Here is a 25,386-nt window from a genome sequence, read left to right on the forward strand (position 1 = left end):
ATTTTTTTGGCATTTGCCATATGTATAAAAAGTCTATGACCTATAGCCACAAGACTCTCTAACAATTAATTTGGTAGGTAAGACAATGGTTTCTGCAAAGTAATCTTGCTGCAAAGCTTGAAATACAATCTGTGCAGCTAAGCTTCCTAATTCATACTTAGGATGTCTAACTGTTGTTAATGAAGGATTAACATATGAAGCTAATTGTATGTCATCAAATCCAACAATAGCGATATTCTCTGGTACTTTTATTTCAGCCTCATGAAGCGCTTGTAAAGCACCTATTGCCATCTCATCATTAGCTGAGAAGATTGCCTCAGGTAACTCACCACTAGCCAGCATCATTTTCATGGCTTGATAACCACCTTGTTCAGTGAAATTTCCTTGTATAACCCAACGAGGATTATCAATTAAATCATTTTCTTGTAATGCTTTTTGATATCCTAGTATACGTTTCTCATTATCATAAGAATTACTTGGTCCAGTTAAGCAGCCTATTTTCTTATACCCCAGTTTAATTAAATGAGTCATCGCTTCAAAAGCTCCTGTTAAATTATCGATGAGTACACTATAGACGTGTTGACCTTTCAATTCCCGATCTAATAGTACAATGGGAAAATCTTTACTAGCAACTTGTAGTATGAGTTCATCAGATATTGATGCGCCTGAAAGTATGATGGCACTATCCACTCTATTTTCCTCTAAATATCGGCGAGCCGTGCTTTTCTCTCCCCCATATGTGCTACAAGCAACTAAATCATAACCATGTGAATAGACAACTTCTTCAACACCTTTAATCACTTGATTATAAAATGGACCTGCAAGTTCGTTTAAAAATAATCCTATGGTTTCTGTTTTCTGCTTCTTCAAATTTCGAGCATAGGCATTAGGTCGATAATTAAGTTCTTCTGCAACTTTTAATACCTTTTGCTTAGTCTCTTCACTTACCCTGGGGTCATTATGTAAGGCATAAGATACTGTTGAAATTGCAAACCCTGCTTTTTTTGCTATATCTTTTATTGTTGCCATTTGCATCACCTCTCTTGAAACGTTTCTAATATTATAAGGTATGTATGATCATGAAAACTATTGATTAATGACAATATACTACAATCCATGTGTGATTATTAGTAATTTACTTACAAATAATCTTATATCAAAAAGATAACAATATATTATTCATAGAAACGTTTCGATAAATATTCAAAAAAAATTAATTAAGTCAATTTCTCATTAAAATTTTTCATTCGATTCTTACAAATCTTATCAAATAAGCATATTCGAAACGTTTCAATTAATTTCAAATTCATTCTAACACATTACATATAATTATTCAATAATTATTTTAAAATTTATCTATTTTTCCTAATACTAAAAATACTTTTTTCTATCTTCTTTATCATTCTTAGATTTAGATGGTACTTAGTAAGTTTCACTTCACTTTATTAAAGGTTTTAGTTTGTTCTAGCCCCCATATGCACATAAAATCTAATACGGGTTGTAAACTCTTACCTTTATCAGTGATTGAATAATCTACTTTAGGGGGTATTTGTTTATAGTCCTTTCTAGATACCAAACCATCATTCACTAATTCTTTTAATTGTTGACTTAGCATTTTATTGGTGACCGTTGGTATAAATCTTCTAATCTCTCCATATCTCTTTGTCCCTTTTTTTATTAAAAACCATAATATCAGAGGCTTCCACTTTCCTCCCATAACTGATAAAGTCAATTCAATGCCACAATGTGAACTGGTATAGTCTTCAAAATTTATATCTTCACTCATGATTAACTCCTCCATTTCCTAACTATGAATTTATCTATTGGCATCCTTATTCTCTATTATTTTTCTATTAATAATCATATCTCTTCTCTTATGATAATTCAATACTAATTCATTTTAATGATCTTTTTACATTATTACAGTATCTAATTAGTAACTAATCACTTAAAAGTGCGTACTTTACTTATTTATCATATACATTATAATAATATTGCATTCACAATTTTATAACTAGGAGGTTGCATTCATGTTTGAAATTAATAACTTATCTGTTGCGCTTGATTTTTTTAAGTTAATAATGGGAGAACTTATCGCATTATTCTTAATAATCAGTTTTATTGTGGCACTTTTACAAAGATATATTTCTCAAGAAACTATCAAAAAAATATTAACAAAGCCACCTAAAGGTCTTCAAAATATTATTGGGGCTGGTTTAGGTGCTGTCACTCCTTTCTGTTCCTGTTCAACCATCCCAATACTAGTAGGATTATTTAAAAGTGGTGCGCCCTTTGGTGGCACTATCTCATTTTTAATATCCTCACCAATATTAAATCCCATGATACTCATATTGTTTATGAAGTTCTTTGGAATACAAACAACGATTATCTATTCAATATTCACATTTATCTTTGCGGTAGTCATAGGAATCATACTTGAAAAGTTAGGTATGGAAGATCAAATAAAAAATGTGTCTATTAAAGGTGGTCATGGTGGGGATTTAACTTATGATGCTATAGTAGGCACAAAAGTCGAAAAACATAAGAGGGTTTTCATTTTAGCACTTAAGGATACTTTGAACTTATTCAAGAAAGTTATACCTTATTTATTCATTGGTGCTGGCATCGGAGCATTTATTTATGGGTTCGTACCGGAAGAATTCATTACTAAAGTTGCAGGACCAGATAATTTATTTGCTGTACCTGTTGCCGCCATTATAGGAGTACCTATGTATGTACGGACTGAGACTATGATTCCTATTGCTAAGGCACTTAACGCTTCTGGTATGAGCATTGGAGCAATAATGGCAATAGTCATTGGAGGTGCAGGTGCAAGTATTCCAGAGGTAACACTACTCAATACTATATTTAAAAAGAAAATGGTTATAACCTTTGTTCTTGCCGTTTTCTTTGTTGCAACAATTACTGGATATATGTTTAATCTTATATTTTAAATTTGAAGGAGGTGGACTCACATGAAAAAGCAAAAAAAATCTTTATTGAATCAAATTTTAAAAGGATCTAGTTGTAATTGTGGGGTAGAAATAGTAGAGGAATCTGGAGAAAATGATAAAAACAAAAAAGATTCAACAAAAACTAAAAAATAATTAGTCAAGAAGGCGGTAAATGACCATTCACTTACCGCCTTTCAAATGCCATGTAAATTCTGATTTCAATTACACTTTTTAATAGGGAAGTTTTATGATGAAGTTTGTTCCTTCATTAAGACTAGTTTCTACCCTTATATCTCCATCATACAACTCCACTATATGCTTAACGATTGATAAACCAAGACCTGTTCCACCGATCTTACGGGATCTAGATTTATCCACACGATAGAAACGCTCAAAGATACGGTCAATTTGATCTTCGGGAATGCCTATACCAGTATCCTTAACTGATATTTCAATTGCATCTACTAGCCTTAAATACTTCAATCGAAGATGAACATGACCTTCTTCTGTATACTTAATAGCATTATCAACTAAATTAATAAGTAGCTGCTTGATTCGATAATTGTTACAAAAATAAAGTGGTAAGTCTTCATCTAATTGATAAGTAATTTGTAGATTTTTTTTAGATGCCTTCTCGATCATTAAAGGTAGAATTTCTTCAACTACTTGTTTCAAATCAGTTAATTGCCTATTTTCAACAATTCTATTTTCAATCTCTGATAATTGTAGAATATCTTCAATAAGAGTAGATAGACGTTCAGCTTCTATATCAATGATTTCTAAGAAACGATTGGCTACTTTCTCATCATGAAGTGCACCATGGCGTAATGTATCAACGAACCCTCTGATAGAGGTTAATGGCGTCTTTAACTCATGGGTTACATTGGAGACAAAATCACTTCTCATGTTTTCTAGCTTCACTCTTTCAGTTATGTCCTGAATCAAGAGTAGACAGCCTATTGTTTTACTTTTATAATTTATCGGATTACCAACTACTTTATATATTTTTGAACTATCTTCTCTGTTAATCAGTTCTTGTTGTGGTTGCCTTTCAGCAATTACTCTTTCAATGACTTCATAAAGTTGTGATAATCTAATAACTTCATGAAGAGATTTTTTATCTTCCTCAGCTTCAATATTAAATAATTGAAAAAAAGCATCGTTGGTAAACATGATATCAAAATCACGATCTACAGCTACTACACCATTCACCATACTTTTAAGGATCAATACTAATTCATCATTTCGCTGCTTAAGTTTCGTCATATTTTTCTTTAACTCAACTCGCATGTCTTCAAAGGCATCAGCTAATTTATTTATTTGATCATCACCATGAATAATAATTGGAGTACGATAATTACCTTTAGAAATAGTCATAGCAGCATTGGTTAATTGATCAAGAGGTGCCATAAACTGATTGATTAATATATAAAGTATTGATACGATCAGAATACTTCCCACTATGATACCGATAGCGCTAAGCTTTAACATTTCTATACCAACCTCTTGGATCTCACTTAAAGGTATTGACAGTCTAATAACACCATAATTCATTAAAGGGTTATCTGAACGAATGGCGACGTACAAATAATCTACTCCTAAGGTAGAACTATGACGTATACTACTACCATACCCTTTTTCATAGGCTTGTATAACCTCTGGTCGGTCCCCATGATTATCCATAGTTTGTGGATCATAGTCACTGTCTATTAATACTTGTCCTGACTCATCAATAATGGTAATACGGTTATCTAAAGCTGTGCTATAATAATCAATACGTTCACTTAATTCAACTAAATCTACAGCGCCTATAAGTACTTGATCCACAAGTAAGCCTTGCTTATATAAATCATCCTTCGCTTGTTTTTTATAAACATCGTAGTTTTTTTGATAAGAAATCATTGTAATAAAAATAACCAGTATACCAATCAGTATACTGCTATAAAAAATAAGCCTTCTTTTCATTTTAATCAGCCTTCATCAGCAAACTTATATCCTACACCTCTAATTGTAGCTATATAGTCGCCTTCTAATTTCTTCCTAATATTTCGAATATGAACGTCTATCGTTCTTGATTCACCAATATATTCATAACCCCAGATTGTCTCCAATAGGAATTCACGATTAAATACCCTTCCTGGATGCCTAGCAAGTAAATAGAGGAGCTCAAACTCTTTATGGGTTAATGTAATGGACTTCCCCTTCTTATCTACGAGATACTGGCTCTTATTTATAATTAAATCATTTATTTTAATACTTTCTTCTTGAGGTTGCTCTTTTACCTCATAGGCTTCAAGGCGTCTAAAGACTGTCTTTATTCTTGCCTGCAACTCATAAATACCAAAAGGCTTGGCGATATAATCATCGGCTCCCAACTCTAAACCAACAACTTTATCGATTTCTTCACCTTTTGCAGTCAATAAAATAACTGGTAAATTCCTTTGATCATTTTCTTGACGGATTTTACGTAAAACCTCTAATCCATCAATACCTGGTAACATAACATCTAATAAAACTAAATCAAATGTCTGTTCTCCAATTTTTTGCAATGCATCTTCTCCGGACTCTGCTTCTTCTACAACATATCCTGAGTTTTCTAGATTATAACGCAGCAATTCTCGGATATGTGCTTCATCATCAACAACTAATATATTTTTCTGTTTCAAACAATCACCTCATAGGATAATTACTTATTATTCAATCTTTGACAAAATATTTATTTCTTATCACTATGATACTATAAAAGTTTACTGTTGACAATGAATTAATTTAAAGTTTCGTGCTTACCAGTAATGTTATAAACGATCCACTCACAAACATTGGTTGCATGGTCTGCCATTCTCTCTAAATATTTAACGATGAAAATAAAATGAAGGCATTGTGGTATAACCTCTTGATTGGCTTGCATAATACCCTTTAGTTCATCTACTAAATTATCAAAATACTCATCAATAATATCATCCATCTCACATACTTTTATAGCTACTTTTACATCCTTCTTCACATAACAATCAATAGTGAGCTTAACCATCTCTTTAACTCGATCAGCCATCTCTGGAATGTGCACTAAAGGTTTTATATAGGTTTCATCAGCTAATTTAAGCGTATACTCTGCTATATCAGCACAATGATCTGCTATACGCTCTAAATCTGTAATCATTTTTAATACAGATGTAATTTCCCTCAAATCAGATGCCTTTGGATTTTGTAACGCAATAATGCTGATACATTCCTGCTCTATCTTTTCTTCTAGGGCATCTATTTCATCATCCATTTCAATAACTTTCTTAGCTAAATCTTTATCTTGTTCTTTTAAAGCTTTAATAGTATTAACTATTGCTTCTTCAATAAGTGTACCCATTTTAATAAGCATATCGTGTATAACTTTTAGCTCTCGATCTAACTCGAATCTCATACTTTTTATCCTCCTTAACCAAAACGCCCTGTAATATAGTCTTCAGTACGTTGATCTCTTGGCATGCTAAAGATTTTATTGGTTACATCATACTCAACCATATCTCCTAATAACATAAACGCTGTATAGTCTGAAATACGGCCTGCCTGTTGCATATTATGTGTAACCATAACGATAGTATACTTTTCTTTTAATTCTGCAGCTAAATCCTCGATTTTTAAAGTTGATATTGGGTCTAAAGCCGATGTTGGTTCATCCATTAGTAAAACATCTGGTTCTACAGCTAATGCTCTCGCAATGCAAAGTCTTTGCTGTTGACCACCAGATAGGCTGAGAGCACTCTTCTTGAGGTTATCTTTAACCTCATCCCAGATTGCTGCTTGTTTTAAGCTTCTCTCTATTATTTCGTCAAGTTTTGATTTATTCTTTAGCCCGTGGAGTCTTGGTCCATAAGCAACATTATCATAAATGGACATTGGGAATGGGTTAGGCTTCTGAAATACCATACCTACTTTTGTTCTAAGTGAGATAACATCAATATCTCCATAAATATCTTGACCACTTAAAAGTATCTGACCATCAATTTTCACATCACTAATTAAGTCATTCATGCGATTAAGGGTTCTTAATAGCGTTGACTTACCACACCCCGATGGACCAATTAATGCTGTAATTTTATTCTTATATATTTCCATATTAATATTCTTCAAGGCATGGTGCGTTCCATAATATAGATTTAAATCCTTAATTTCAAAGGTTGTATTCACTCAATTCACCTCATATCAATGCTTCATAAGCATATTACTTTTCGAATTATTATTTTCTAGTACTTTTTAATCTCAATGTTGTCATTATAGTGCTTGACGCCTTTTAGCAATCATCTTTGTTATTAGATTTAGTAACAAAATAATTGAAATGATGATTACACCTATAGCACAAGCCGCAGCGATATCGCCTTCTTCTTTCGCGATTAAATAAGCTTTAACAGTTAATGTGGAGCCAGATGAAAGTAAGCCATCAGGAATTTTTGCCGCTGTTCCAGCAGTTAATAATAATGCAGCTGACTCTCCAATAATACGTCCAATACTCAAGATAACTGCTGTCATTATTCCCGGTAAGGCACTTGGAATAATAACTTTCATGATGGTTTGTATTTTGGTACCACCAAGGCCTAAAGACGCCTCTCTATAAGACATAGGAACAGTTTTTAATGACTCTTCAGTAGTACGTATAATAATTGGTAATAGCACGATAGATATAGTCAATGCGCCTGATAAAACCGAGTAATTAAAATTAAGCATGGTCACGAAAAATAACATACCAAAAAGGCCGTAAATAATTGACGGAATTCCTGCTAGACATTCCACAGAAAATCGAATAATTCGAATCAATTTGCCTTGCTTTGCATACTCTGTTAAATAAATTGCAGAGAAAATCCCAATGGGAACTGCAACGATTAATGATGATACGATGATAATTAATGTGGTAATAATCATTGGAAATATTCCGCCACCAGCTTTTTTAAGCTTTATAAGCGTTTCACCATCACCATCATCAATCAATTGGTTGATGGCTTCCTGATCTAATGCTTCTATATTCTTCATATTGATTGATATAATATTATCGCCTCTATCAAAATCCACTTCATTACCTTGTGGATCTTTGGCAGTATTCGTTATATCTATATTCGTAATATCATCTATGACATAATTACCTTCTTCATCTTTCTCCAAGCTAAATCCTAATTCATCTACAGAGACTGTAGCATAAACAGTTTTCGAGTCATAGTCATTTTTGAGAAAGCCTATGCTTAAATGGCCTACTCCTTGATAAAATATATATCCTACAATAACAAGAAGAATTCCAAAACTTATAATGGCTGATCCATAAACCAATAAATACTGTAAGCGTTCTTTATAACTTTTCAATGTATTTGATTTCATTCCTTCACCTGCTTGTCAGTTTTCAACTTAAACCTTCTTCCTCTTTAAGTCCCTCTAACTGGACTTCATACCGTAAGCGATTTTATTAAAGACAATATTGATAATCATAATAAAAATGAATAATACAACACCTGTGGCAAACAACATTTCCTGATGAAGTCCAAAAGCATAACCCATTTCTAGAGCAATGTTTGTGGTCATTGGACGTACTGGTGCCCATATACTCGTAGGAATACCTGCTATGGGGTTACCAGCTACAAGCATAACAGCCATTGTCTCTCCAATAGCTCTTCCTGTACCCAATACTACTCCAGCTAGAATACCAGATTTTGCAGCAGGCAAGACAACTTTAAATATTGTATAAATCTTAGACGCTCCTAATGCATATGAACCTTGTCGAAAAGTATCCGGTACTGCTCGAATTGCGTTTTCAGCTAAGGATATGATCGTTGGTAATATCATAATCGTCAGTACTAAAATAACGGCTAGTAGCGACTGGCCTTGCGAATAAGGAGATGAAGCCATAATTTTGGGAACGATAAATCCTAAACCAAAGATTCCAAAAAATACAGAAGGAATCCCTGCCAATAATTCCACAGCTGTACGCATTAATTTAGCTATTGGTTTTGGCGCGATCTCCGCCATAAAAACAGCAGTTAATATACCTAGGGGTACCCCTAGTATGATAGCACCTGTTGCTGAGAAGATTGACCCAATGATCATATAAAATATACCGTATGCAGCTTGTGATATTTCGTCATGCGGACGCCACTGAGTTCCTGTAATAAAATCTATAAATGAATAAGTGCCTTCTTCATTTAGTGGCATGAATGGCTGTAGCCCTTTGTAAAAGATAAAAAGGGCTATGGCAAATACGCTAACAATAGCGATAGCTGCATTTGCCAAGAAAAATATTTCTGCTGCTTTTTCATACTTCTTTCTATTATTACCATCTTTAAAAAGACCTTTTTTCTGTTGATTCTCCATCTTAGTTAGCAACTGGAATACCACCTTTTTCTTCTACAATGTATTGACCTTCAGATGTAAAGATAAAGTCCATGAATACTTTGGCTTCTTCTGATAAATTTTCTTCATGATACGCTATTAGGAAAGGTCTTGCTATTGGATAAGTTTCCGCTAACACATTCTCTGTAGTAGGTTCTGAGCCATCAATTAAAACAGATTGAACAGTTTCATTAATGTAGGTAAAGGATACATAACCGATTGCATTTGGATTGCCTGCTACTGTTGTCTGAACATTACCATTACCTTCTGCTAAAATTGCTGTCGCTGTTAATGCATCTTCGAAATCAACGATTTCTTCGAAAGCACCTCTAGTGCCTGAACCATCTTCACGAGATACAACAACTATTTCTTGATCTTCACCACCAACTTCATTCCAGTTAGTAATTTGGCCTTTATAGATTGCTGCTACTTGATCTTTGGTTAATTCACTTACAGAGTTATTTGGATGTGTAATGACTGCAATACCATCGTAAGCGATTGCTTTGCTCTCAATCCCCCATGCTACTTCTTTTTCTTTTAAGTTTCTTGATGCTGTACCGATCATAGTGATTCCTTCATTAGCATTCTTAATACCTGCTGATGAACCGATGGATTCATAGGTTACTTCAACACCTGGATTTAATGCCATGAACTCTTCTGCTAAACCAACCATAACTTTTTCCACAGAAGTTGAACCCGAAATTGTAACTTCACCTTCTAAAGATAGGGGGACTGAGTCACTGCTTTGGTTATCAGATCCACATGCTACAAAAAATAATGAGAAAGATAATACAATTGCTAGTAATAAACTTAATTTTTTCATTTCCATAACCTCCGTTATTATATCTTAGATAATTTTTTTGAATGTTACTTTATGCTTTAAACTATCTTGTTATCTATTTAAGCAAGGGCAATTTTATTACTTTCCCTTGGCACAACTATACTATAACAAGGACATGTAAAAGCACCATCATAGAAAAGTTAAGTTTATGTAAAGTATTCTTTTGGAATTTGGGTAGGGTGACGAGAATCGCTTCTCAGAGAATAAAAAAAGACAACAAAAAGGAGGATCTCCATCCTCCGCTGATAAAAGGTTTCATATATATAAAACAGATACGACAATTATATTGTAGTTTATTTTCCATATTTTTTCAATATTGTAGTATATATCTTAACAATTCTTTACAATTTAACTTTAAAAAGCAAAAAGGGCTAGCCTTTTTGCTTTAAAGATTTCATTAATTATAAGATTTCATTTTAAATTTACATTCCTACAGAATAGTTTGGAGCTTCTTTTGTCATTTGAATGTCATGAGGATGACTTTCTTTTAAAGATGCACTTGTTATCTTAACAAAACGAGCATCTTCCTTCATTCTTTCGATAGTAGGTGCTCCTGCATAACCCATACCAGCACGTAACCCACCGATTAATTGGAAGATGACATCTTCAACAAAGCCTTTATATGGTACACGTCCTTCAACACCTTCTGGAACCAATTTCTTAGCATCCTCTTGGAAATAACGGTCTTTTGAACCTTTTTCCATAGCTGCTAATGAACCCATACCTCTATATACTTTGAACTTTCTACCTTGGAATAACTCTGTAGCACCAGGGCTTTCCTCACATCCAGCAAACATACTTCCCATCATACAAACACTTGCACCTGCTGCAATGGCTTTAACGATATCACCAGAGTATTTGATACCACCATCTGCAATAACAGGTATTCCATATGGTTTTGCAGCTTCTGCGCAATCATAAACAGCTGTTAGTTGCGGAACGCCAACACCTGCTACAACACGAGTTGTACAGATTGAACCTGGTCCAATCCCTACTTTAACAGCATCAGCACCAGCTTTAATAAGATCCTCCGTTGCTTCTGCTGTCGCTACATTACCTGCAATTATTTGTAGTTCTGGAAAAGCCTCTTTAACATTTCTGACTGCGTTAATAACTCCTTGTGAATGTCCATGAGCTGTATCAATGACGATCACATCAACACTTTCATTAACAAGCTTCTGAACGCGATCAATTATATCATTTGTTACTCCAACTGCTGCTCCAACCAAAAGTCGACCTTGACCATCTTTTGCTGATTGAGGATATTGTATAGCTTTTTCAATATCTTTTATTGTAATTAACCCTTTTAAATTGCGTTCCTTATCAACAATAGGAAGCTTTTCAATACGGTGAGATGATAATATCTCTTTGGCTTCTTCCAATGTTGTTCCTTCAGGAGCTGTTATAAGATTTTCACTTGTCATAACTTCAGAAATTTTCTTGTTATGGTTAGTTTCAAATCTTAAATCACGGTTAGTAATAATCCCAATTAATTTACCTTCAACAGTAATTGGTACTCCAGAAATACGATACTTAGCCATCAACTCGTTAGCTTCATACACATAGTGATCTGGTGATAAATAAAAAGGATCAGTAATAACACCGTTCTCAGAACGTTTAACTTTGTCTACTTCTTCAGCTTGTCTTTCAATAGGCATATTTTTGTGAATAATACCAATACCACCTTGACGTGCCATAGCAATAGCCATTCTTGCTTCAGTTACTGTATCCATCCCTGCGCTCATTAAAGGAAGATTTAAGCTAATTTTTTTGGTTAATTTCGTAGAAACATCTACATCCTTTGGAAGTACTTTAGAATGTGCTGGTACAAGAAGTACATCATCAAAGGTTATACCCTCTTTAATAATCTTATGCATTGGTCAAGTCCTCTCTTTCTTATTGTCCGTATTTTTTCCACTTTAATTTACGTGGTATATAATGTTTCATAGCCTCAAGAATTTTTTCATTAGGCTCGAAAAGCATCTTAGTTTTTTTGCCATTGTAGGTTAACATGGCCGCATAAGTATTATTTTCATTAACTCCACTAGAAAAATCTAATGCTTGTTCAAAATTTCTAATTTCACTAGTATAATTCGAATCGTTTACTTTAACAACAGTTTCAAACTCGCGAACGTTAGCTGAAAAGGAACGTTTTCTACGAGATTTACTATAAATAGTATCAATGTCTAAATCACCGTTTGTAAATACATACTCGAATTCTTTATTAGTTCTTTGAAGTAAAAACCAAGCTCCAAACCAAATTGCTGCTACAGCAACAACGGCTAGAAAGCTTAAGAAGATAAATGAAAAGAAACTTAAAACAATCGCTACAATGACAATAACCGCTTTCATGAGCATATCCATACCATTTGCTTGCTTTTTCACAATCTGTTCTTTAAAAAAACTTTTCTCCATATGTTCACCTTCCTATTAATGCATAATATTATCATATTATTTACTATTAATCAAGACTAAGGTATGAGAAAAAAATTATCATACCTAAAACGCTACTATAATTCCACCCTCATCTGCATAGGTCGTACTGATACCAGCTGTCTCTACTATAATGATTTCTTTAAAATTATAACGCTTAAGAACTTCTCTCTTAAATGCCTGGGCTTTTTCTAAACAATTACAGTGAGCAATTCCAAGGATTTTGTTCTCAAAGTCTTTTCCCTCTTCGCCAATAACATCAACAAATCTTTTAAAGGCCTTTTTATTACCTCTTACTTTATTAACCAGACGAATCTCACCTTCATCACTAGCACCAAGGACTAATTTAACATTTAAAATGTTCATAATCTTTACAATAGCCGTCTTTAAACGACCTGCTTTAGCTAAGTGGTCAAGGTTTTCAAGCATAAAGAAGGTTTTCATTTCGTCAATATAACTTTCAACAGTCTCTTTAACTTCATTGAAGTCTTGATATTTTTCAACCAGTTCATGAATCTTTAATGCTATTAAGGTCTCTCCTATTGAAGCTGTTTTAGAATTAAAAACATGAATACGCTTATCTTTTTTCTCTTCTGTGTAAATATCTTTGGCTAGTTTTGCACTGTTAAATGTACCACTTAATTTTTCTGATAAAGTAACAACAAAAACATTATCTTCATCGACTTCATAGGCTTCAACAAAATCTTCTGGTGATGGGCATGCAGTTTTTGGGGCTATCTCACAATTACGCATATCTTCAATGTATTGCTTGACATCTAGCTGGTCATCATCCCTATAAATTTTGTCCTTCAGTTGTAGAGTCAATGGAACTAACTTCACGTTTAATAATTCTTTGATCTTTGCAGATAAATCACAACCACTATCTACAATAATCTTAAAATTTCCATTCATTTTATTCCTCCTAACACTCTCTTTTAATGTGAATGAAGATGGAAATAATTTCATTTCCATCTTGCAATATGATAATCCTCATGAAGTCATTCAATTTACTGTTTTTATTTTAAAGATTATAAAAGCCAGTGAACGCTTCTACTGTGTAATCATAATCTTTCGTACCTATTAGCTCTCTTGTTGAATGCATAGCTAACATTGGCATACCTAAATCAACTGTACGGATAGGTAATTGACCTGCATTCACTGCACCAATTGTACTCCCACCTAGTTGATCGGACTTATTAACAAACTTCTGTACAGGAATACTTAGATTCACACATATACTTTCAAAAACTGATGTATCAGTGCTATCGGTTGGGTATTTATAATTAGCATTGTATTTTATAACAGGTCCTTGATTCATCTTTGGCTGATTAACGGGGTCATGTTTTTCAGGTCTATTTGGATGAATGGCATGTGCCATATCCGCTGATAACATAAAGGAATTAAATACAGTCTGCAGGAATGCATCACGATCTAATCCTAGATTAATACAAATTCTTTCCAAGATCATACGAAACGCAGGTGAATCTGCACCTTGCTTTGTTCTACTACCAATCTCTTCATTATCAAGAGCTAATAAAACATTGACGCCTGTTTTAGGTTGACTTTGAAGTAATGCATCTAATCCTGCTGATACCATTGCTAAATCATCTAAGCGCCCTGCTGAAATGAATTCTTCTTCAGCTCCAACTTTACACCCATCTTCGAATGGATATAAATAGAGATCAAAATCCATGATACTCTCAATGTCTACACCAATTTCCTTGGCTAACAATTTAGCTAAGTAATTTTCTTTTTCCAATTGATCTTCTAGTAGACCTATGATGGGTAGCATATCTGTCTGTTTATTTAATTCTACTCCTTTATTAACCTCTCTATTCATATGAATCGCTAAATTAGGTATGGTCATAATAGGTCTCTTAATATTGACAAGTTCCCAGTTAGGCTTCAATGGATTTTTGCTCTTTAAAGCTACTTTTCCAGCCAGTGAAAGTGGACGATCCAACCATGTTGATAGTATCGGTCCTCCATAGATTTCACAATTTAGCTTAACATAATTTTTAAAACTCATATCAGGATTCGGTTTGATTTTTATAGATGGGCTATCTGTATGGGCTGTAATAACCTTAAAACCAAACTCGTCAAAGATACTCTCACTAATGTGAAAAGCAATACAAGATGTGTCATATAGCTTAATAAAGTATTTACCACCCTTTTCAAGGCTCCATTGATCTTGCAAATTTAGCTTTGTGAATCCAGCCATTTCTAGATTTTTTTCCATGTTAAGAACAGCGTAGTAGCTGTTAGGACTTTCATTGATAAATGATAATAAGTTTTGTACACTCACAATAAATCCTCCTCTATAGTAATGTTGTTCATTATTAGAAAAAGCTTATGGTTTAATTTGAAAACGCCATAAAAAATCTCTTGCTTCTTCAGCATAATCAATATTGATTCGCTTACTCTCATGAATATCACTTGCTTTAAATCCTGTATCACTAATATATATTTTTTTGCTATGGCAAAGATCAATTCCGTTGTCACTCTTGTCAATACTTAAAGCATGACATAACTTTCCTGGTCCATTAGAAAAATTTTTGATTTTATAGGATGTTAACTCATCATAACGTTGTCCATAGCGCAGTTTCGCCATAGAATCAATACCTTCTACTGGCTGCACACCTCGTATGAGAACGGCACAAGGAGTCCCTTCTTCTTCAGTAACTACGTTCATACAAAAATGTAAACCATAGATTTGATAAACATATAAAAGACCACCTTTACTGAACATCACCTCTGTACGATTAGTTCTTCTACCGCCATAAGCATGACACGCTTTATCAATAGTACCTATATAGGCTTCAGTTTCAATGATCATAGCTTTTAAAAGTTGTTGGTTATGATAACGTACAATCATTTTGCCTAATAAATCTTTGGCTACTTGAAGTGTATCTCTATAATAGAATTCTCTAGTTAACCTCATAAACATCCTCTTTGCAATCTATATTCAACTTAACATATTGAACCCTTTTGATACTATCATTTGTGACATGACCTTGCTTACTTTCAAGGGCAAAAACACAACCACAAAGTGTAAATTTATTTTCACACTTTTATTATAGCAAATAGTGGATTAAACATACAGTAAAAATACGAATTTTAGGCTTTCTAGTGCAACTTTTTTTCATTCTGGTTAAATTACAATAAAAAATTGCTGATATATTATTTTACATCAAAAAAAGTAGCCACTTGGACTACTTGTAATACATGTTTTAAAATAACAGATTATTAATCAATGACTATCGTAAACCTCTTTAAAGTTATATATCCTACCTAAGTTCAAATCAATAATTGTAATGATAGCCGTTAAAGCTATCGCTGTAAGAACATGAGGATAATTAAGGCATAGACACTGAATTAAAAGAAAAAGAACGAGGGTAATATGCCCTCTCTTCGTTAATCTTTTTTTCATTTTTTCAGGTAACTTTTTATTTGGATGTTCTACAATACCGCACTTTATAATAGTTCCTACTAATAAAATATTGATTATGATAACGAGTACGCTTGGAATTGTTACAAGACTTGCTATAACCCCACTTATCAAAGGAATAATTATTGTAATGGCAAAACAAACCTTTGCACTTGATAAGTGATAACCACCATAGTTTATTCGCATGAAATAAAACCCGATGAAATTAATAATACTTAAAATAGCAACTTCTTTATTTAGTGTAGCAACTCCCCACAATATAAGGACAAATATGATATAGAAAACAATATTTCTAATAATATGATCCACTGCATAAATAAAATGAATTTTGGTTTTCTCATCCAACTTATTTTCCTTTTCAACAAGTTCAATACAAAAAGTACTTATTTTTTCAGATATATTCATGCTGTCACTAACCTCTCTTCAGCACTTCTTCTGCTAGCTGCAGGATCAAATCATCATTATCCATTTTCAAGTTAATCCTACCATTAATAAAGTGAGTTATTGCACGAAGTCTTTTAAAAGCATTATCCTCAACAATGTTATATTTCATACTCAATTCTTTATACATACTTTCCTTATCAGGATCAATATAAACCTGGATAGCATCTGTTAAGAATTCTTGATCAGTTGTTTTTAAATTAACATTAACATCTTTTAAGACATTTAAAATCACATCTCTTAAATCATCTTCATTGCAGACTAATGTATCTTTCTGCATTAATCTTGGTTGATGTAATCGATCATCGTTAAAACTATCCAGTTGTTCTTTAATAACCGACTTAAATAGTCTAAAATCAACAGGTTTGCTAAAAACATAATCAATGAATTTATTATTTTTATTAGCAAGTTGTAAATCTACTCCATTTGTTATCAAGATAATAATCGGATTATAGATATAACAAATTTCTTTAGCTAAATCGATACCCATTATACCTGGTGACATGCTATCCAAAACAATCATCTCAGGTCGAGTATACTTTATATAATTTAAAGCATCAAAACCATCTTGAAATAAATTATAGGTACAATCTTCAATTTGCTTCTTTAAAACATCTGAATATATCTCTGCTAATCTGTTATCTTTTTCTACAATGACTATTTTCAATGTTATATCACCTCTCTTAAGAAGATTAGGTCTAAGCCTAATCTTCTAACATTGATTCTGGTACTTTAGGTTGATTATAACGGAATGCACAAGCACTTGCACTCACAAAGTATGTTACGAACATGGATAGTGCAGAAATAAGCATTGTCACCATTCTAATTTTAGTACTTTTCATTTTCTTCACTCCTCTTTTGAATTTTTATTACTATTCTATCTATATTCTGGTCATAACACTCAGTTATAGATAGATTATGCACATCAGTAATTTTCTCTTTATTTATGTGATATTCTTTTTTTGTCAATAAACTGTTTAACAACTCTGTAGATCCTTCAATATTTATAGCTACGGCTAAACTTTTATATGTATAGATAAAATTAATATCAATTGAATCGTTTATCAAATTAATTAACATGATTATATAATTAAATACATTGATATAATCAAAATTTTTCAATTGAATTAGTTCATTATCTATGCGATATTTTATTTCATATTGACTATGCTCATTAAACCTATGTATAACCTTATTTAAATCAACTATATTATAGATATGATTGATTTTAGGACCTTCTTGCTTATTGACTTCATTTTTACTAAGTAAAATGGAGAATGCTATAGCTACCAATGCTAAGTCTAATAAACTAAGCATTACAATTTCTCCTGCAATGGCATTGACGTTTATAGCTACATTTGTAGTTAGATTCATTATTGAGATATGACTTAAATAACTTATGATTAATACAGAAAATACTAACGATAATTTATTTTTTAATGCATCATCAAGTCGCTCCCACTTAATGTATATCAATGGATTCTCATCATCAATATTTAATCTTAAAATGAATATGAGTATAATCAAATGAATTATTCTCGGAAAAATCATTGAATCAACGATATTAATCGTATATAACATAAAGTTAATCAAATCTATACTCATTAATAAACTCATTGTAATTAATGAGCAAAATACAGATGCTCTTAGACTAAGTCCCCAAATAAATTTTAAAATAACTATAACTGACATTAACGATATTAGCACAACAACATTAAAATTCTCTATATGTAATACTAATCTTATTATGTATACTAAAATGAAAAGAAAAGTTGAAACCGCAAGTTTTGATATGAAGATTAATTTATCATTGCGTATATATTGTAAAAGACTCTTGCCTTTCCAAGCCCCTAAAGCCACTAAGAAAAGTGTTATCTCTTCCACAGCACTGTACAGAAGTTGTTGAACAGATAAATGATTCAAAACGTTTATTATATTATCAAACATTACATATTCCTTCCTATCCTCTTATTTTACATCAATTTAGAAATTAATGCAATAATAATTTTCAAATAATTCACATATTTTATATTATAAAACAAAAAGCGAAAAAATACCCTATCCAGGTATTCTCTCACTTTTGTTAGTTATTTGCCTGGAACTGAACTTGAAGAAGAAGTGAAACAGTTCCAATTATCTATATGTACTCCAAATTACATATCATAGGTATGTCGATTACCTATAGATATCAAATTACTAGCTGCAATGGTGTAATAGAAACATATGGGGCATATTAGGGCTATTACACAACTACAGCAACCGCTCATGATCTTTACAAGAAAGGGACCACGTCACTTTCTTGTATGTCCAGGAAAGCAAGGTAACTTGGGAGCAAAACGCTAACTTTCCTACACTATAAAAATGAAAAACAGGAACGCAACTATCTAACAAAAAGTATGATATTTAGTTATTGGTACTATACTACAATTGTTTACTTTATATTTTTTTGAACAATCCCTAGTATCTTTTACGCGTACTCAATTCACTTTTATTATCCTTAGCTGGTTATAAATATAGCATCTTGTGTACAATATATCAATAGGGTTGTCCTATTTGGACGCTGAAACGTCCTATTTGGAAAAATATGAAGCCAAACTTGAATTTCGTTCTTTGCTTATGCAGTATCTCCTGCAATATTATTTAAGAATATATTCAATGTAAATTCTTCACTCCCTTCTATAATATCCATTTTCCCATTGTATTTCTTCACAACATGATTAATGTTTTTTAATCCAAAACCGTGATTTTCTTTATCCCCCTTTGTTGTTTTGATTTGTTTATGATAACTTTCTACTTTGGAATTTTTAATATTGATGATGAGGTAACTTAACTTCTCATAAATTTGAATGGATATATAGCGATACCCCTCAACTTTTTCACAGGCTTCAATAGCGTTATCAATGGCATTACCTAATAATATGGATAAGTAGACTGGCTTAATCTGAAGTTTCAGTGGTATGTCTACATCCACTTCTAAATTAATCCCCATCTCTCTGACCAAGCTTAACTTATGATTTAAAATAGCTGTCACATAAGGATTATTCGTATTAACTAAAGCATTTAATTCTTCTGTATTAATCAGAAGTTGCTCAATGTACTTCTTAGCTTCTTGATATTTTTCTGTATCCATTAAACCATATATGCAACCAATATGATGATTAAAATCATGTCGCTGGGCACGGAGTTGTTGTACAAAATCATGCATGCTTTTAATGTATTGTCCCTGTACATCGTACTCTGCTTCTCTAATGGAGTAATCAACAATTCTTTCAATCAGCTTAATGACTAATAAACTGAAACCAACTATCGCTGCTACTATCCCTATTAGCACCAATTCTATAGACAAATTTGTATTTAGATTTGGGAGTACTAGTACAATGATTATCATAACCACTGCGCTAATGGCTCCTTCGTATATGTAGATCCTCTTCAAATTTCTTGGTGATACCTTATAGTAATAACAATCTCGCATAATAAATGCCAGTAAAACTCTTGATACAAAAAGTTGCATCAATGCACTATTATTATGCTGATAGAAGCTTTCAAAAGGAATGTGAAAACTGTAGATTAATAAAACCTTCACAGCAAAATCCACTATGCCAATAGCTATAACCCAAAGCACTATTGGTACACTCATTTTTAACAAATCACCTTTAAAAATACCTACCAATAAGAAAATACTTATTGAAATAAATAGATAACGATAAATATCGCCTTGATTAAATATGTAGCTGGCAACTGTTAGTAAAAATATTTGAAGAGCTATGATACTCCCTATGTAAATTCTATTCTCAAACCTATGTTCATAAAAATTGAGTAGAAAAAAATAAATTAGTAATAGTCCTACTAAATTAGCTAGAAAATCAACTGCATATAAAAACACTTTATCACCTCATAAGAAGCCTTTTTTCAATGGCATCAATCACTGGTCTTCGGTAAGTCTTTCCTATGGGAATAATTGTTTCAATTCCCCCTAAAACTAGAGCATTTTCTTTACGATTTGTTATTTTATTCATATTTATGATATACCCTTGATGGCATTGAATAAAATCATCACTTTCAATCATACTTTTAAGTTCCTTAATGGTTGATCTGTACGTAAATATATCGCTCTGACAGATAACATTAATATTCTTGCTATCCTTTTCAAAATAAAAAATATCGCTGTATCTTAAGCTCAACATACCATCTTTATGTTTGACAATGAAATTCTTCTCATTTTCATTGATGAAACGTATATCATCGACTCTCTTTTTTGCCTCTATAAAGTTCTTTGTAAACTTTTCTCTCGTCAGAGGCTTCATAATATAATTAAATGCTTTTATCGTATAAGACTCAAGAGCATAATCCTTGAAACCAGTTATGAATACGATAACTACATCTTCAAATTGATCTCGAATCATTTTTCCAGTTTCTAAACCGTCTATACCATCCATTTCTATATCCAAGAAGACAATATCCAATTGTTGAGTATTAGCAATCTTCAATAGTTCTTCACCGCTAGAGGCTAGAAATAGCTTCACATCTATTTCTTTTTCATCACAAATGTCTTGAATATATTCTTGTATGACATTTACCTGAACAAGTTCATCATCACAAATACCTACTAAATACACGCTTCCACCCCCTAATGGCCATCTTTATATTTCAATATGGTACTTAACTGATCCTCATATGTTTAACTTCTCATATGTCCATCACTATTTTATCATCTTAATTGCTGTATATAAAGCTTTTATCTCAATTTTATTAAATTATACTAAAATTTTTCTAACTTTACCGACTAAATGGAAGGAGCCTGCAACAATAATGACATCACTCTCACCAGCTAAACCCAGTGTTTCTTGTAAAGCACTTTGATAAGCTCTTACATAGTGAATATTTTTATTGTCAGATTCATGAATGCTTAAAGCTTTCTCCATCTCTTCTAAGGTTAATCCCCTTGGATTGTTAGGAATTTCTGTTATAACAGCATCGCGCGCTACGCTAAAAAGCTTTCTTAAGTTACGCTCATAGTTTTTATCTCTTAACATGGAAGTTAGTAAGATAACTCTACGTTTACTATAAAACTTCTTTATATAATCAACTAAATTATCAACACTACTATCATTATGGCATCCATCCAGTATCACATCAGGTTGTTCCTTTATTTTCTCAAGTCTTCCCATCCATTCAACACTTTTTAAGCCCTTTTGTACTTGCTCACTAGTAACTTTTAAGCTACCTTCTTCGTTCATTATTTCTATAGCTTTGATAACTAAAGCAGCATTGAGGACTTGAACCCCACCTGGTAAGCTGACAAAGTACTGCATTTGATTTAACTCAAATAAGCTTCCATTAACTTTCTCAACAATTACTTTATATATAGGATTGACTTGATAGAAAGGTGCTTTTTCCTTCACTGCAACTTCTTTTATCACATTGAGTACATCTTGATTGGAGTTGCTGGTGATCACAGGACATCCTTTTTTGATTATGCCTGCTTTTTCCCTCGCAATGGCTTCAATGGTATCGCCTAAAATGTTGATATGATCATAATCAATGGTTGTAATGATGGCTAATAAAGGGTTACGTATTACATTGGTGGAGTCCATCCTTCCACCTAAACCAACCTCAACGATAGCGTAGTCTACCTTTTCTTTGAAAAAAAATAGATATGCCATTGCTGTTAATACCTCAAAAATAGTAGGCTGTTCGTAACCATCAACAACCATTTTATTTGAAGCACATTTCACAACTTCTACAATCTCACAAAATATATCATCAGATGCCATTTGACCATTGATAGTCAAGTATTCTTTATAGCTAGCTAAATGCGGAGAATTGAAAACACCTACCTTATAATCAGCTACTTTTAGAATATTTGTTAACATAGCTGAAACAGAACCTTTTCCGTTGGTTCCTGCTATATGAATACACTTTATTTTATCTTGTGGTTGACCAAGATAGTTTAACAATGTTTTCATTCGATCCAAACCTAATTTCATACTAAAGGGATTTAATTGTTCTAAATACGCTATTGCCTCATCAATTATCATAGGACACCTCATCGGTCATCACCACTTTTTTCATTTTCTTTTTTTCTCTCAAGATAGTGATACTGTTATATAATTTCTCATCTCGTTCAATAACATTAGCTTCATCAGTAATCACTTCATCCGAGTTATGGCATGGTTGATAGGAATGAAATTTATATTGGATAATCCCTCTGCCACCAGTTAAGGACGCTAACTTAATAGGATAATCCATCGAAGTAGCTATGGGGACGATTCCTTTAATAATCGCCTTGTCATCAATCTGTTCTGTAGCATCTAACTGCCCCTTCATCTGTAAGAAATCAGACATTATTTTTCCTGACAACTCCTGAGTAGCAATAACTCGAAAAGCATAATAAGGTTCAAGTATCTGTATGTTATTTTTAGTGAGGGCTTGTTGAATAGCTCGAATTGTAGCCATTCTAAAATCACCACCATGGGTATGTTCAAGGTGATGCTGTCCAGCAATTAAATGTACTTTCACATCCGTAACTGGCGCCCCTAATAAAACGCCATGTTTTAATGCAACGGGTATATTTTGCTCAATAACCTTCTGGTATTGAACTGGCAGATAATCTACACTATATTTTGAAACATACTGAATACCTTTCCCAGTCTCATTTGGTTCAATCTCTACCTCTACCTCAGCAAAGTGCTTTTTCGGTTCGAAGTGACAGAAGCCTGTACTTTTATCAGTGACCGTTTCCTTATAATGAACAAAAGGCTTTTCAAAGTCAACCGTTATATGAAACCGATTTTGGATATGCTCCTTTAATACTTCCATATGAATCATTCCCATAATGGCTATCTGTAGGACTTTTCTTTGAGAATCATACTGAAAATTGAGTGAGGGATCTTCCTCATTTAAAATATCCAAAAGCTTTACAACCTCATTTTTTTGATCGTTTTCATACAAAACTCTTGTCCCAAGAACTGGTTCAATATTCCAATCATTCATATAGTCAACTTTCTCACCTATAACTTGTCCAATCTTAAGATCCTTAATCCCTGTAATAGCACCAATTTCACCAACAACTAATTCATCAACAAGGGATGCTTTATTTCCACTAAATTTTCGCAGCGATGTAACCTTATAATCTTCATCATCAATAGTTATCGTATCTCTAATACGAAGAGAACCACTTAATACTTTGACATAATTAAGTTTTCCCAATTGTTGGTGCATCTTTATTTTATAGACTAATCCACTAAACTGCTCTAACTGATGTACCGGCTCATAAGGCGAAAATAAGTTGCTCATTGCATCTAATAACTCATTTATTCCTATCCCTCTGCTTGCACATCCATATAAAACAGGTATTATTTTGCGTTCTTTAATACTCTTTTTCAAACTGCCTGCAAGTTCTTTGTCTTGAATCTTAACTTCTTCTAAATACTTCTCTAATAGTCTCTCGTCACTTTCAATAATCGGTTCGACAAGTTCATCATAGATCCTTAATCCGTCAATCAATGATTCAATCCCTTGAAAGCTTTCCCCTATACCTTTATAATGCTGTATACTCAATAAATTATTATCTAATCGCTGAAGATCTCGGATAAGGGCATCCATTTCAATGCCTATACGATCCATTTTATTAATAAAAACTATGGTAGGTATATCATTTTCCCTAAGCATGTACCATATGGTTTCAGTATGAGCTTGAATACCTTCTGCAGCAGATATGATTAGGATTGCTCCATCTAAAATACTCAACATTCTTTCCATCTCAGGTGCAAAATCCACATGCCCTGGTGTATCAATAATATTAATTCGTTGATCCTTCCAAATCAGTTCAGCTTGCTCAGAAAAAACAGTTATACCTCTTTGCTTTTCAATGTCATTATAATCAAGCGTTGATGACCCCTTATTCACATTTCCTAATTCTTTAATAGCACCGGTTACATACATAAGTTGTTCAGCTGTAGTGGTCTTCCCGGCATCAACATGTGCCAATAAACCTATGTTAATTGTTTTCATTTCCCCACCTTATCCTCTATCTCTGTTAACCCCTTGTTACAATCAAACCTTAAGCCTCTTTATTACCTTGGAAATAACTGCATTGCTCTTTTATTGTACATATCTCGCATTTAGGCTTTCTTGATGCACAACATCTTCTTCCATGAAAGATCAGTAAATGATGGGTTAATGACCATAGTTCCTCATCAATAGCCTCCATTAATTGTTGTTCCGTCTTATTAACGTCTTTAGCTTTCACAAGTCCAATACGGTTGGATACACGAAACACATGGGTATCAACAGCAATCGCCGGTTTATTAAAAGCATTGCTCATTACAACATTAGCTGTCTTGCGACCAACGCCAGCTAAGCTCGTTAATTCATCCATCTCAGGAGGTACTTCCCCGTTAAATTTTTCTTTTAATTGCCTGCATAACTGATAAATATTTTTAGCCTTATTACGATATAAACCTAGCTTCTTAATATAATCCTCAATTTCACCTTGGCTAAAAGTAAGAAAATCATCTAAGGTTGGGTAATCACTAAATAACTTAGCCGTTACTTCGTTTACTTTCACATCCGTTGTCTGTGCCGATAATACCGTAGCTATCAATAATTGAAATGGTGTTTGATAGTTCAACTCACAATGAGCATCCGGATAAGCCTCTTGCAAAGCATCTATTACCAATTTCACTTTTTTCTTCATGGTCTAACCCACCTTTCTAATGGAATTATCAATATTCTATTTTTAATACTTTTCTAGTACAGATTCCTACAACACTAGTATTGGTTCTAAATAATACATATCGTTGCTGATGATATATTTTGCCCCAAGAAATAATCTAAGTTCTTTATACACTCGACCAGTTCGATACCGAAAGTAGGTATGGGGTGTCTATGCTTGCTTGCCCCTA

At 32.9% G+C, this 25,386-nt stretch carries 25 protein-coding genes; 2 read left to right on the plus strand and 23 right to left on the minus strand.

Going from position 1 to position 25,386, the window contains the following annotated elements; all coding sequences use genetic code 11:
• Positions 1–33: 33 nt before the first annotated feature.
• Together C1Y58_RS04970 and C1Y58_RS04975 are read right to left on the minus strand one after the other, a co-directional pair.
• Complete coding sequence (locus tag C1Y58_RS04970; RefSeq protein WP_105614869.1) at positions 34–1,029, minus strand: LacI family DNA-binding transcriptional regulator; 996 nt, start codon at positions 1,027–1,029, stop codon at positions 34–36.
• A gap of 403 nt (positions 1,030–1,432) precedes the next feature.
• Positions 1,433–1,786 carry a winged helix-turn-helix transcriptional regulator gene (locus C1Y58_RS04975; RefSeq protein ID WP_105614870.1) on the minus strand — a complete coding sequence of 118 codons (354 nt, stop codon included), beginning with the start codon at positions 1,784–1,786 and terminating at the stop codon, positions 1,433–1,435.
• A gap of 244 nt (positions 1,787–2,030) precedes the next feature.
• Between C1Y58_RS04975 and C1Y58_RS04980 the strand changes: the two genes are divergently transcribed.
• The gene (locus C1Y58_RS04980) at positions 2,031–2,954 is read left to right on the plus strand and encodes a permease (RefSeq protein ID WP_105614871.1); all 924 of its coding nucleotides are present in this window, start codon (positions 2,031–2,033) and stop codon (positions 2,952–2,954) included.
• Positions 2,955–2,975: 21 nt separating this feature from the next.
• A complete protein-coding gene (locus tag C1Y58_RS26990) occupies positions 2,976–3,107 on the plus strand; it encodes a hypothetical protein (RefSeq protein ID WP_278286069.1) in 132 nt (43 codons plus the stop codon).
• Between the two features lie 78 nt (positions 3,108–3,185).
• Here C1Y58_RS26990 and C1Y58_RS04985 read toward each other — a convergent pair whose 3' ends face one another.
• The 21 genes from C1Y58_RS04985 to nth all read right to left on the minus strand — a co-directional run bounded on the left by C1Y58_RS04985 (position 3,186) and on the right by nth (position 25,178).
• Positions 3,186–4,919, minus strand: coding sequence for a HAMP domain-containing sensor histidine kinase (locus C1Y58_RS04985; protein ID WP_105614872.1), 1,734 nt, complete (start codon positions 4,917–4,919; stop codon positions 3,186–3,188).
• 5 nt (positions 4,920–4,924) lie between these two features.
• Positions 4,925–5,620, minus strand: a complete 696-nt coding sequence (locus tag C1Y58_RS04990) for a response regulator transcription factor (protein ID WP_105614873.1) — start codon at positions 5,618–5,620, stop codon at positions 4,925–4,927.
• Positions 5,621–5,718: 98 nt separating this feature from the next.
• A complete protein-coding gene (gene phoU, locus C1Y58_RS04995) occupies positions 5,719–6,369 on the minus strand; it encodes a phosphate signaling complex protein PhoU (protein ID WP_105614874.1) in 651 nt (216 codons plus the stop codon).
• Positions 6,370–6,383: 14 nt separating this feature from the next.
• Positions 6,384–7,136, minus strand: a complete 753-nt coding sequence (gene pstB / locus C1Y58_RS05000) for a phosphate ABC transporter ATP-binding protein PstB (protein ID WP_105614875.1) — start codon at positions 7,134–7,136, stop codon at positions 6,384–6,386.
• An 84-nt stretch (positions 7,137–7,220) separates the two neighbouring features.
• Positions 7,221–8,312, minus strand: a complete 1,092-nt coding sequence (gene pstA, locus C1Y58_RS27130) for a phosphate ABC transporter permease PstA (RefSeq protein WP_105614876.1) — start codon at positions 8,310–8,312, stop codon at positions 7,221–7,223.
• A gap of 54 nt (positions 8,313–8,366) precedes the next feature.
• Entirely contained in the window at positions 8,367–9,311 is a 945-nt protein-coding gene (pstC, locus tag C1Y58_RS05010; protein WP_330404386.1) for a phosphate ABC transporter permease subunit PstC, read from the minus strand.
• The gene (locus C1Y58_RS05015) at positions 9,301–10,140 is read right to left on the minus strand and encodes a phosphate ABC transporter substrate-binding protein (protein ID WP_242985327.1); all 840 of its coding nucleotides are present in this window, start codon (positions 10,138–10,140) and stop codon (positions 9,301–9,303) included. Before C1Y58_RS05015 ends, pstC begins: the two co-directional genes overlap by 11 nt.
• Before the next feature lie 440 nt (positions 10,141–10,580).
• A complete protein-coding gene (gene guaB / locus C1Y58_RS05020) occupies positions 10,581–12,035 on the minus strand; it encodes an IMP dehydrogenase (protein ID WP_105614878.1) in 1,455 nt (484 codons plus the stop codon).
• A gap of 19 nt (positions 12,036–12,054) precedes the next feature.
• Entirely contained in the window at positions 12,055–12,573 is a 519-nt protein-coding gene (locus C1Y58_RS05025; RefSeq protein ID WP_105614879.1) for a DUF6106 family protein, read from the minus strand.
• A gap of 84 nt (positions 12,574–12,657) precedes the next feature.
• Positions 12,658–13,503: a DegV family protein gene (locus C1Y58_RS05030; protein WP_105614880.1), complete on the minus strand. Its 846-nt coding sequence runs from the start codon at positions 13,501–13,503 to the stop codon at positions 12,658–12,660.
• A 109-nt stretch (positions 13,504–13,612) separates the two neighbouring features.
• Positions 13,613–14,896 (minus strand): M18 family aminopeptidase, encoded by a 1,284-nt coding sequence (locus tag C1Y58_RS05035; protein ID WP_242985328.1) that lies wholly within the window; start codon positions 14,894–14,896, stop codon positions 13,613–13,615.
• A gap of 45 nt (positions 14,897–14,941) precedes the next feature.
• On the minus strand, positions 14,942–15,532 hold the full coding sequence (locus C1Y58_RS05040; protein ID WP_105614882.1) for a DNA-3-methyladenine glycosylase: 591 nt from the start codon (positions 15,530–15,532) through the stop codon (positions 14,942–14,944).
• 309 nt (positions 15,533–15,841) lie between these two features.
• Positions 15,842–16,444 carry an accessory gene regulator B family protein gene (locus tag C1Y58_RS05045; RefSeq protein WP_105614883.1) on the minus strand — a complete coding sequence of 201 codons (603 nt, stop codon included), beginning with the start codon at positions 16,442–16,444 and terminating at the stop codon, positions 15,842–15,844.
• Between the two features lie 7 nt (positions 16,445–16,451).
• Entirely contained in the window at positions 16,452–17,147 is a 696-nt protein-coding gene (locus C1Y58_RS05050; protein WP_157949955.1) for a response regulator, read from the minus strand.
• Between the two features lie 37 nt (positions 17,148–17,184).
• Positions 17,185–17,322: a cyclic lactone autoinducer peptide gene (locus tag C1Y58_RS05055; RefSeq protein ID WP_105614885.1), complete on the minus strand. Its 138-nt coding sequence runs from the start codon at positions 17,320–17,322 to the stop codon at positions 17,185–17,187.
• Entirely contained in the window at positions 17,309–18,427 is a 1,119-nt protein-coding gene (locus C1Y58_RS05060) for a hypothetical protein (protein ID WP_105614886.1), read from the minus strand. Before C1Y58_RS05060 ends, C1Y58_RS05055 begins: the two co-directional genes overlap by 14 nt.
• 667 nt (positions 18,428–19,094) lie before the next feature.
• Positions 19,095–20,363, minus strand: a complete 1,269-nt coding sequence (locus C1Y58_RS05065) for a sensor histidine kinase (RefSeq protein WP_105614887.1) — start codon at positions 20,361–20,363, stop codon at positions 19,095–19,097.
• Between the two features lie 4 nt (positions 20,364–20,367).
• Positions 20,368–21,096, minus strand: coding sequence for a LytR/AlgR family response regulator transcription factor (locus C1Y58_RS05070; protein WP_105614888.1), 729 nt, complete (start codon positions 21,094–21,096; stop codon positions 20,368–20,370).
• Positions 21,097–21,234: 138 nt separating this feature from the next.
• Positions 21,235–22,518 carry a bifunctional folylpolyglutamate synthase/dihydrofolate synthase gene (locus C1Y58_RS05075; RefSeq protein WP_157949957.1) on the minus strand — a complete coding sequence of 428 codons (1,284 nt, stop codon included), beginning with the start codon at positions 22,516–22,518 and terminating at the stop codon, positions 21,235–21,237.
• A complete protein-coding gene (locus C1Y58_RS05080) occupies positions 22,508–24,493 on the minus strand; it encodes a GTP-binding protein (protein WP_105614890.1) in 1,986 nt (661 codons plus the stop codon). Before C1Y58_RS05080 ends, C1Y58_RS05075 begins: the two co-directional genes overlap by 11 nt.
• A 49-nt stretch (positions 24,494–24,542) precedes the next feature.
• Positions 24,543–25,178, minus strand: coding sequence for an endonuclease III (gene nth, locus C1Y58_RS05085; RefSeq protein WP_105614891.1), 636 nt, complete (start codon positions 25,176–25,178; stop codon positions 24,543–24,545).
• Between the last annotated feature and the right edge of the window lie 208 nt (positions 25,179–25,386).

Source organism: Vallitalea okinawensis (assembly GCF_002964605.1).
Taxonomy (GTDB): Bacteria; Bacillota; Clostridia; order Lachnospirales; family PQDH01; genus Vallitalea_A; species Vallitalea_A okinawensis.

Coding starts and splice junctions, on each gene's coding strand:
- C1Y58_RS04970 (WP_105614869.1), bottom strand. CDS start 1,029: ATGGCAACAATAAAAGATATAGCAAAAAAAGCAGGGTTTGCAATTTCA.
- C1Y58_RS04975 (WP_105614870.1), bottom strand. CDS start 1,786: ATGAGTGAAGATATAAATTTTGAAGACTATACCAGTTCACATTGTGGC.
- C1Y58_RS04980 (WP_105614871.1), top strand. CDS start 2,031: ATGTTTGAAATTAATAACTTATCTGTTGCGCTTGATTTTTTTAAGTTA.
- C1Y58_RS26990 (WP_278286069.1), top strand. CDS start 2,976: ATGAAAAAGCAAAAAAAATCTTTATTGAATCAAATTTTAAAAGGATCT.
- C1Y58_RS04985 (WP_105614872.1), bottom strand. CDS start 4,919: ATGAAAAGAAGGCTTATTTTTTATAGCAGTATACTGATTGGTATACTG.
- phoU (WP_105614874.1), bottom strand. CDS start 6,369: ATGAGATTCGAGTTAGATCGAGAGCTAAAAGTTATACACGATATGCTT.
- pstA (WP_105614876.1), bottom strand. CDS start 8,312: ATGAAATCAAATACATTGAAAAGTTATAAAGAACGCTTACAGTATTTA.
- C1Y58_RS05015 (WP_242985327.1), bottom strand. CDS start 10,140: ATGAAAAAATTAAGTTTATTACTAGCAATTGTATTATCTTTCTCATTA.
- guaB (WP_105614878.1), bottom strand. CDS start 12,035: ATGCATAAGATTATTAAAGAGGGTATAACCTTTGATGATGTACTTCTT.
- C1Y58_RS05025 (WP_105614879.1), bottom strand. CDS start 12,573: ATGGAGAAAAGTTTTTTTAAAGAACAGATTGTGAAAAAGCAAGCAAAT.
- C1Y58_RS05030 (WP_105614880.1), bottom strand. CDS start 13,503: ATGAATGGAAATTTTAAGATTATTGTAGATAGTGGTTGTGATTTATCT.
- C1Y58_RS05040 (WP_105614882.1), bottom strand. CDS start 15,532: ATGAGGTTAACTAGAGAATTCTATTATAGAGATACACTTCAAGTAGCC.
- C1Y58_RS05045 (WP_105614883.1), bottom strand. CDS start 16,444: ATGAATATATCTGAAAAAATAAGTACTTTTTGTATTGAACTTGTTGAA.
- C1Y58_RS05055 (WP_105614885.1), bottom strand. CDS start 17,322: ATGAAAAGTACTAAAATTAGAATGGTGACAATGCTTATTTCTGCACTA.
- C1Y58_RS05060 (WP_105614886.1), bottom strand. CDS start 18,427: ATGTTTGATAATATAATAAACGTTTTGAATCATTTATCTGTTCAACAA.
- C1Y58_RS05075 (WP_157949957.1), bottom strand. CDS start 22,518: ATGATAATTGATGAGGCAATAGCGTATTTAGAACAATTAAATCCCTTT.
- C1Y58_RS05080 (WP_105614890.1), bottom strand. CDS start 24,493: ATGAAAACAATTAACATAGGTTTATTGGCACATGTTGATGCCGGGAAG.
- nth (WP_105614891.1), bottom strand. CDS start 25,178: ATGAAGAAAAAAGTGAAATTGGTAATAGATGCTTTGCAAGAGGCTTAT.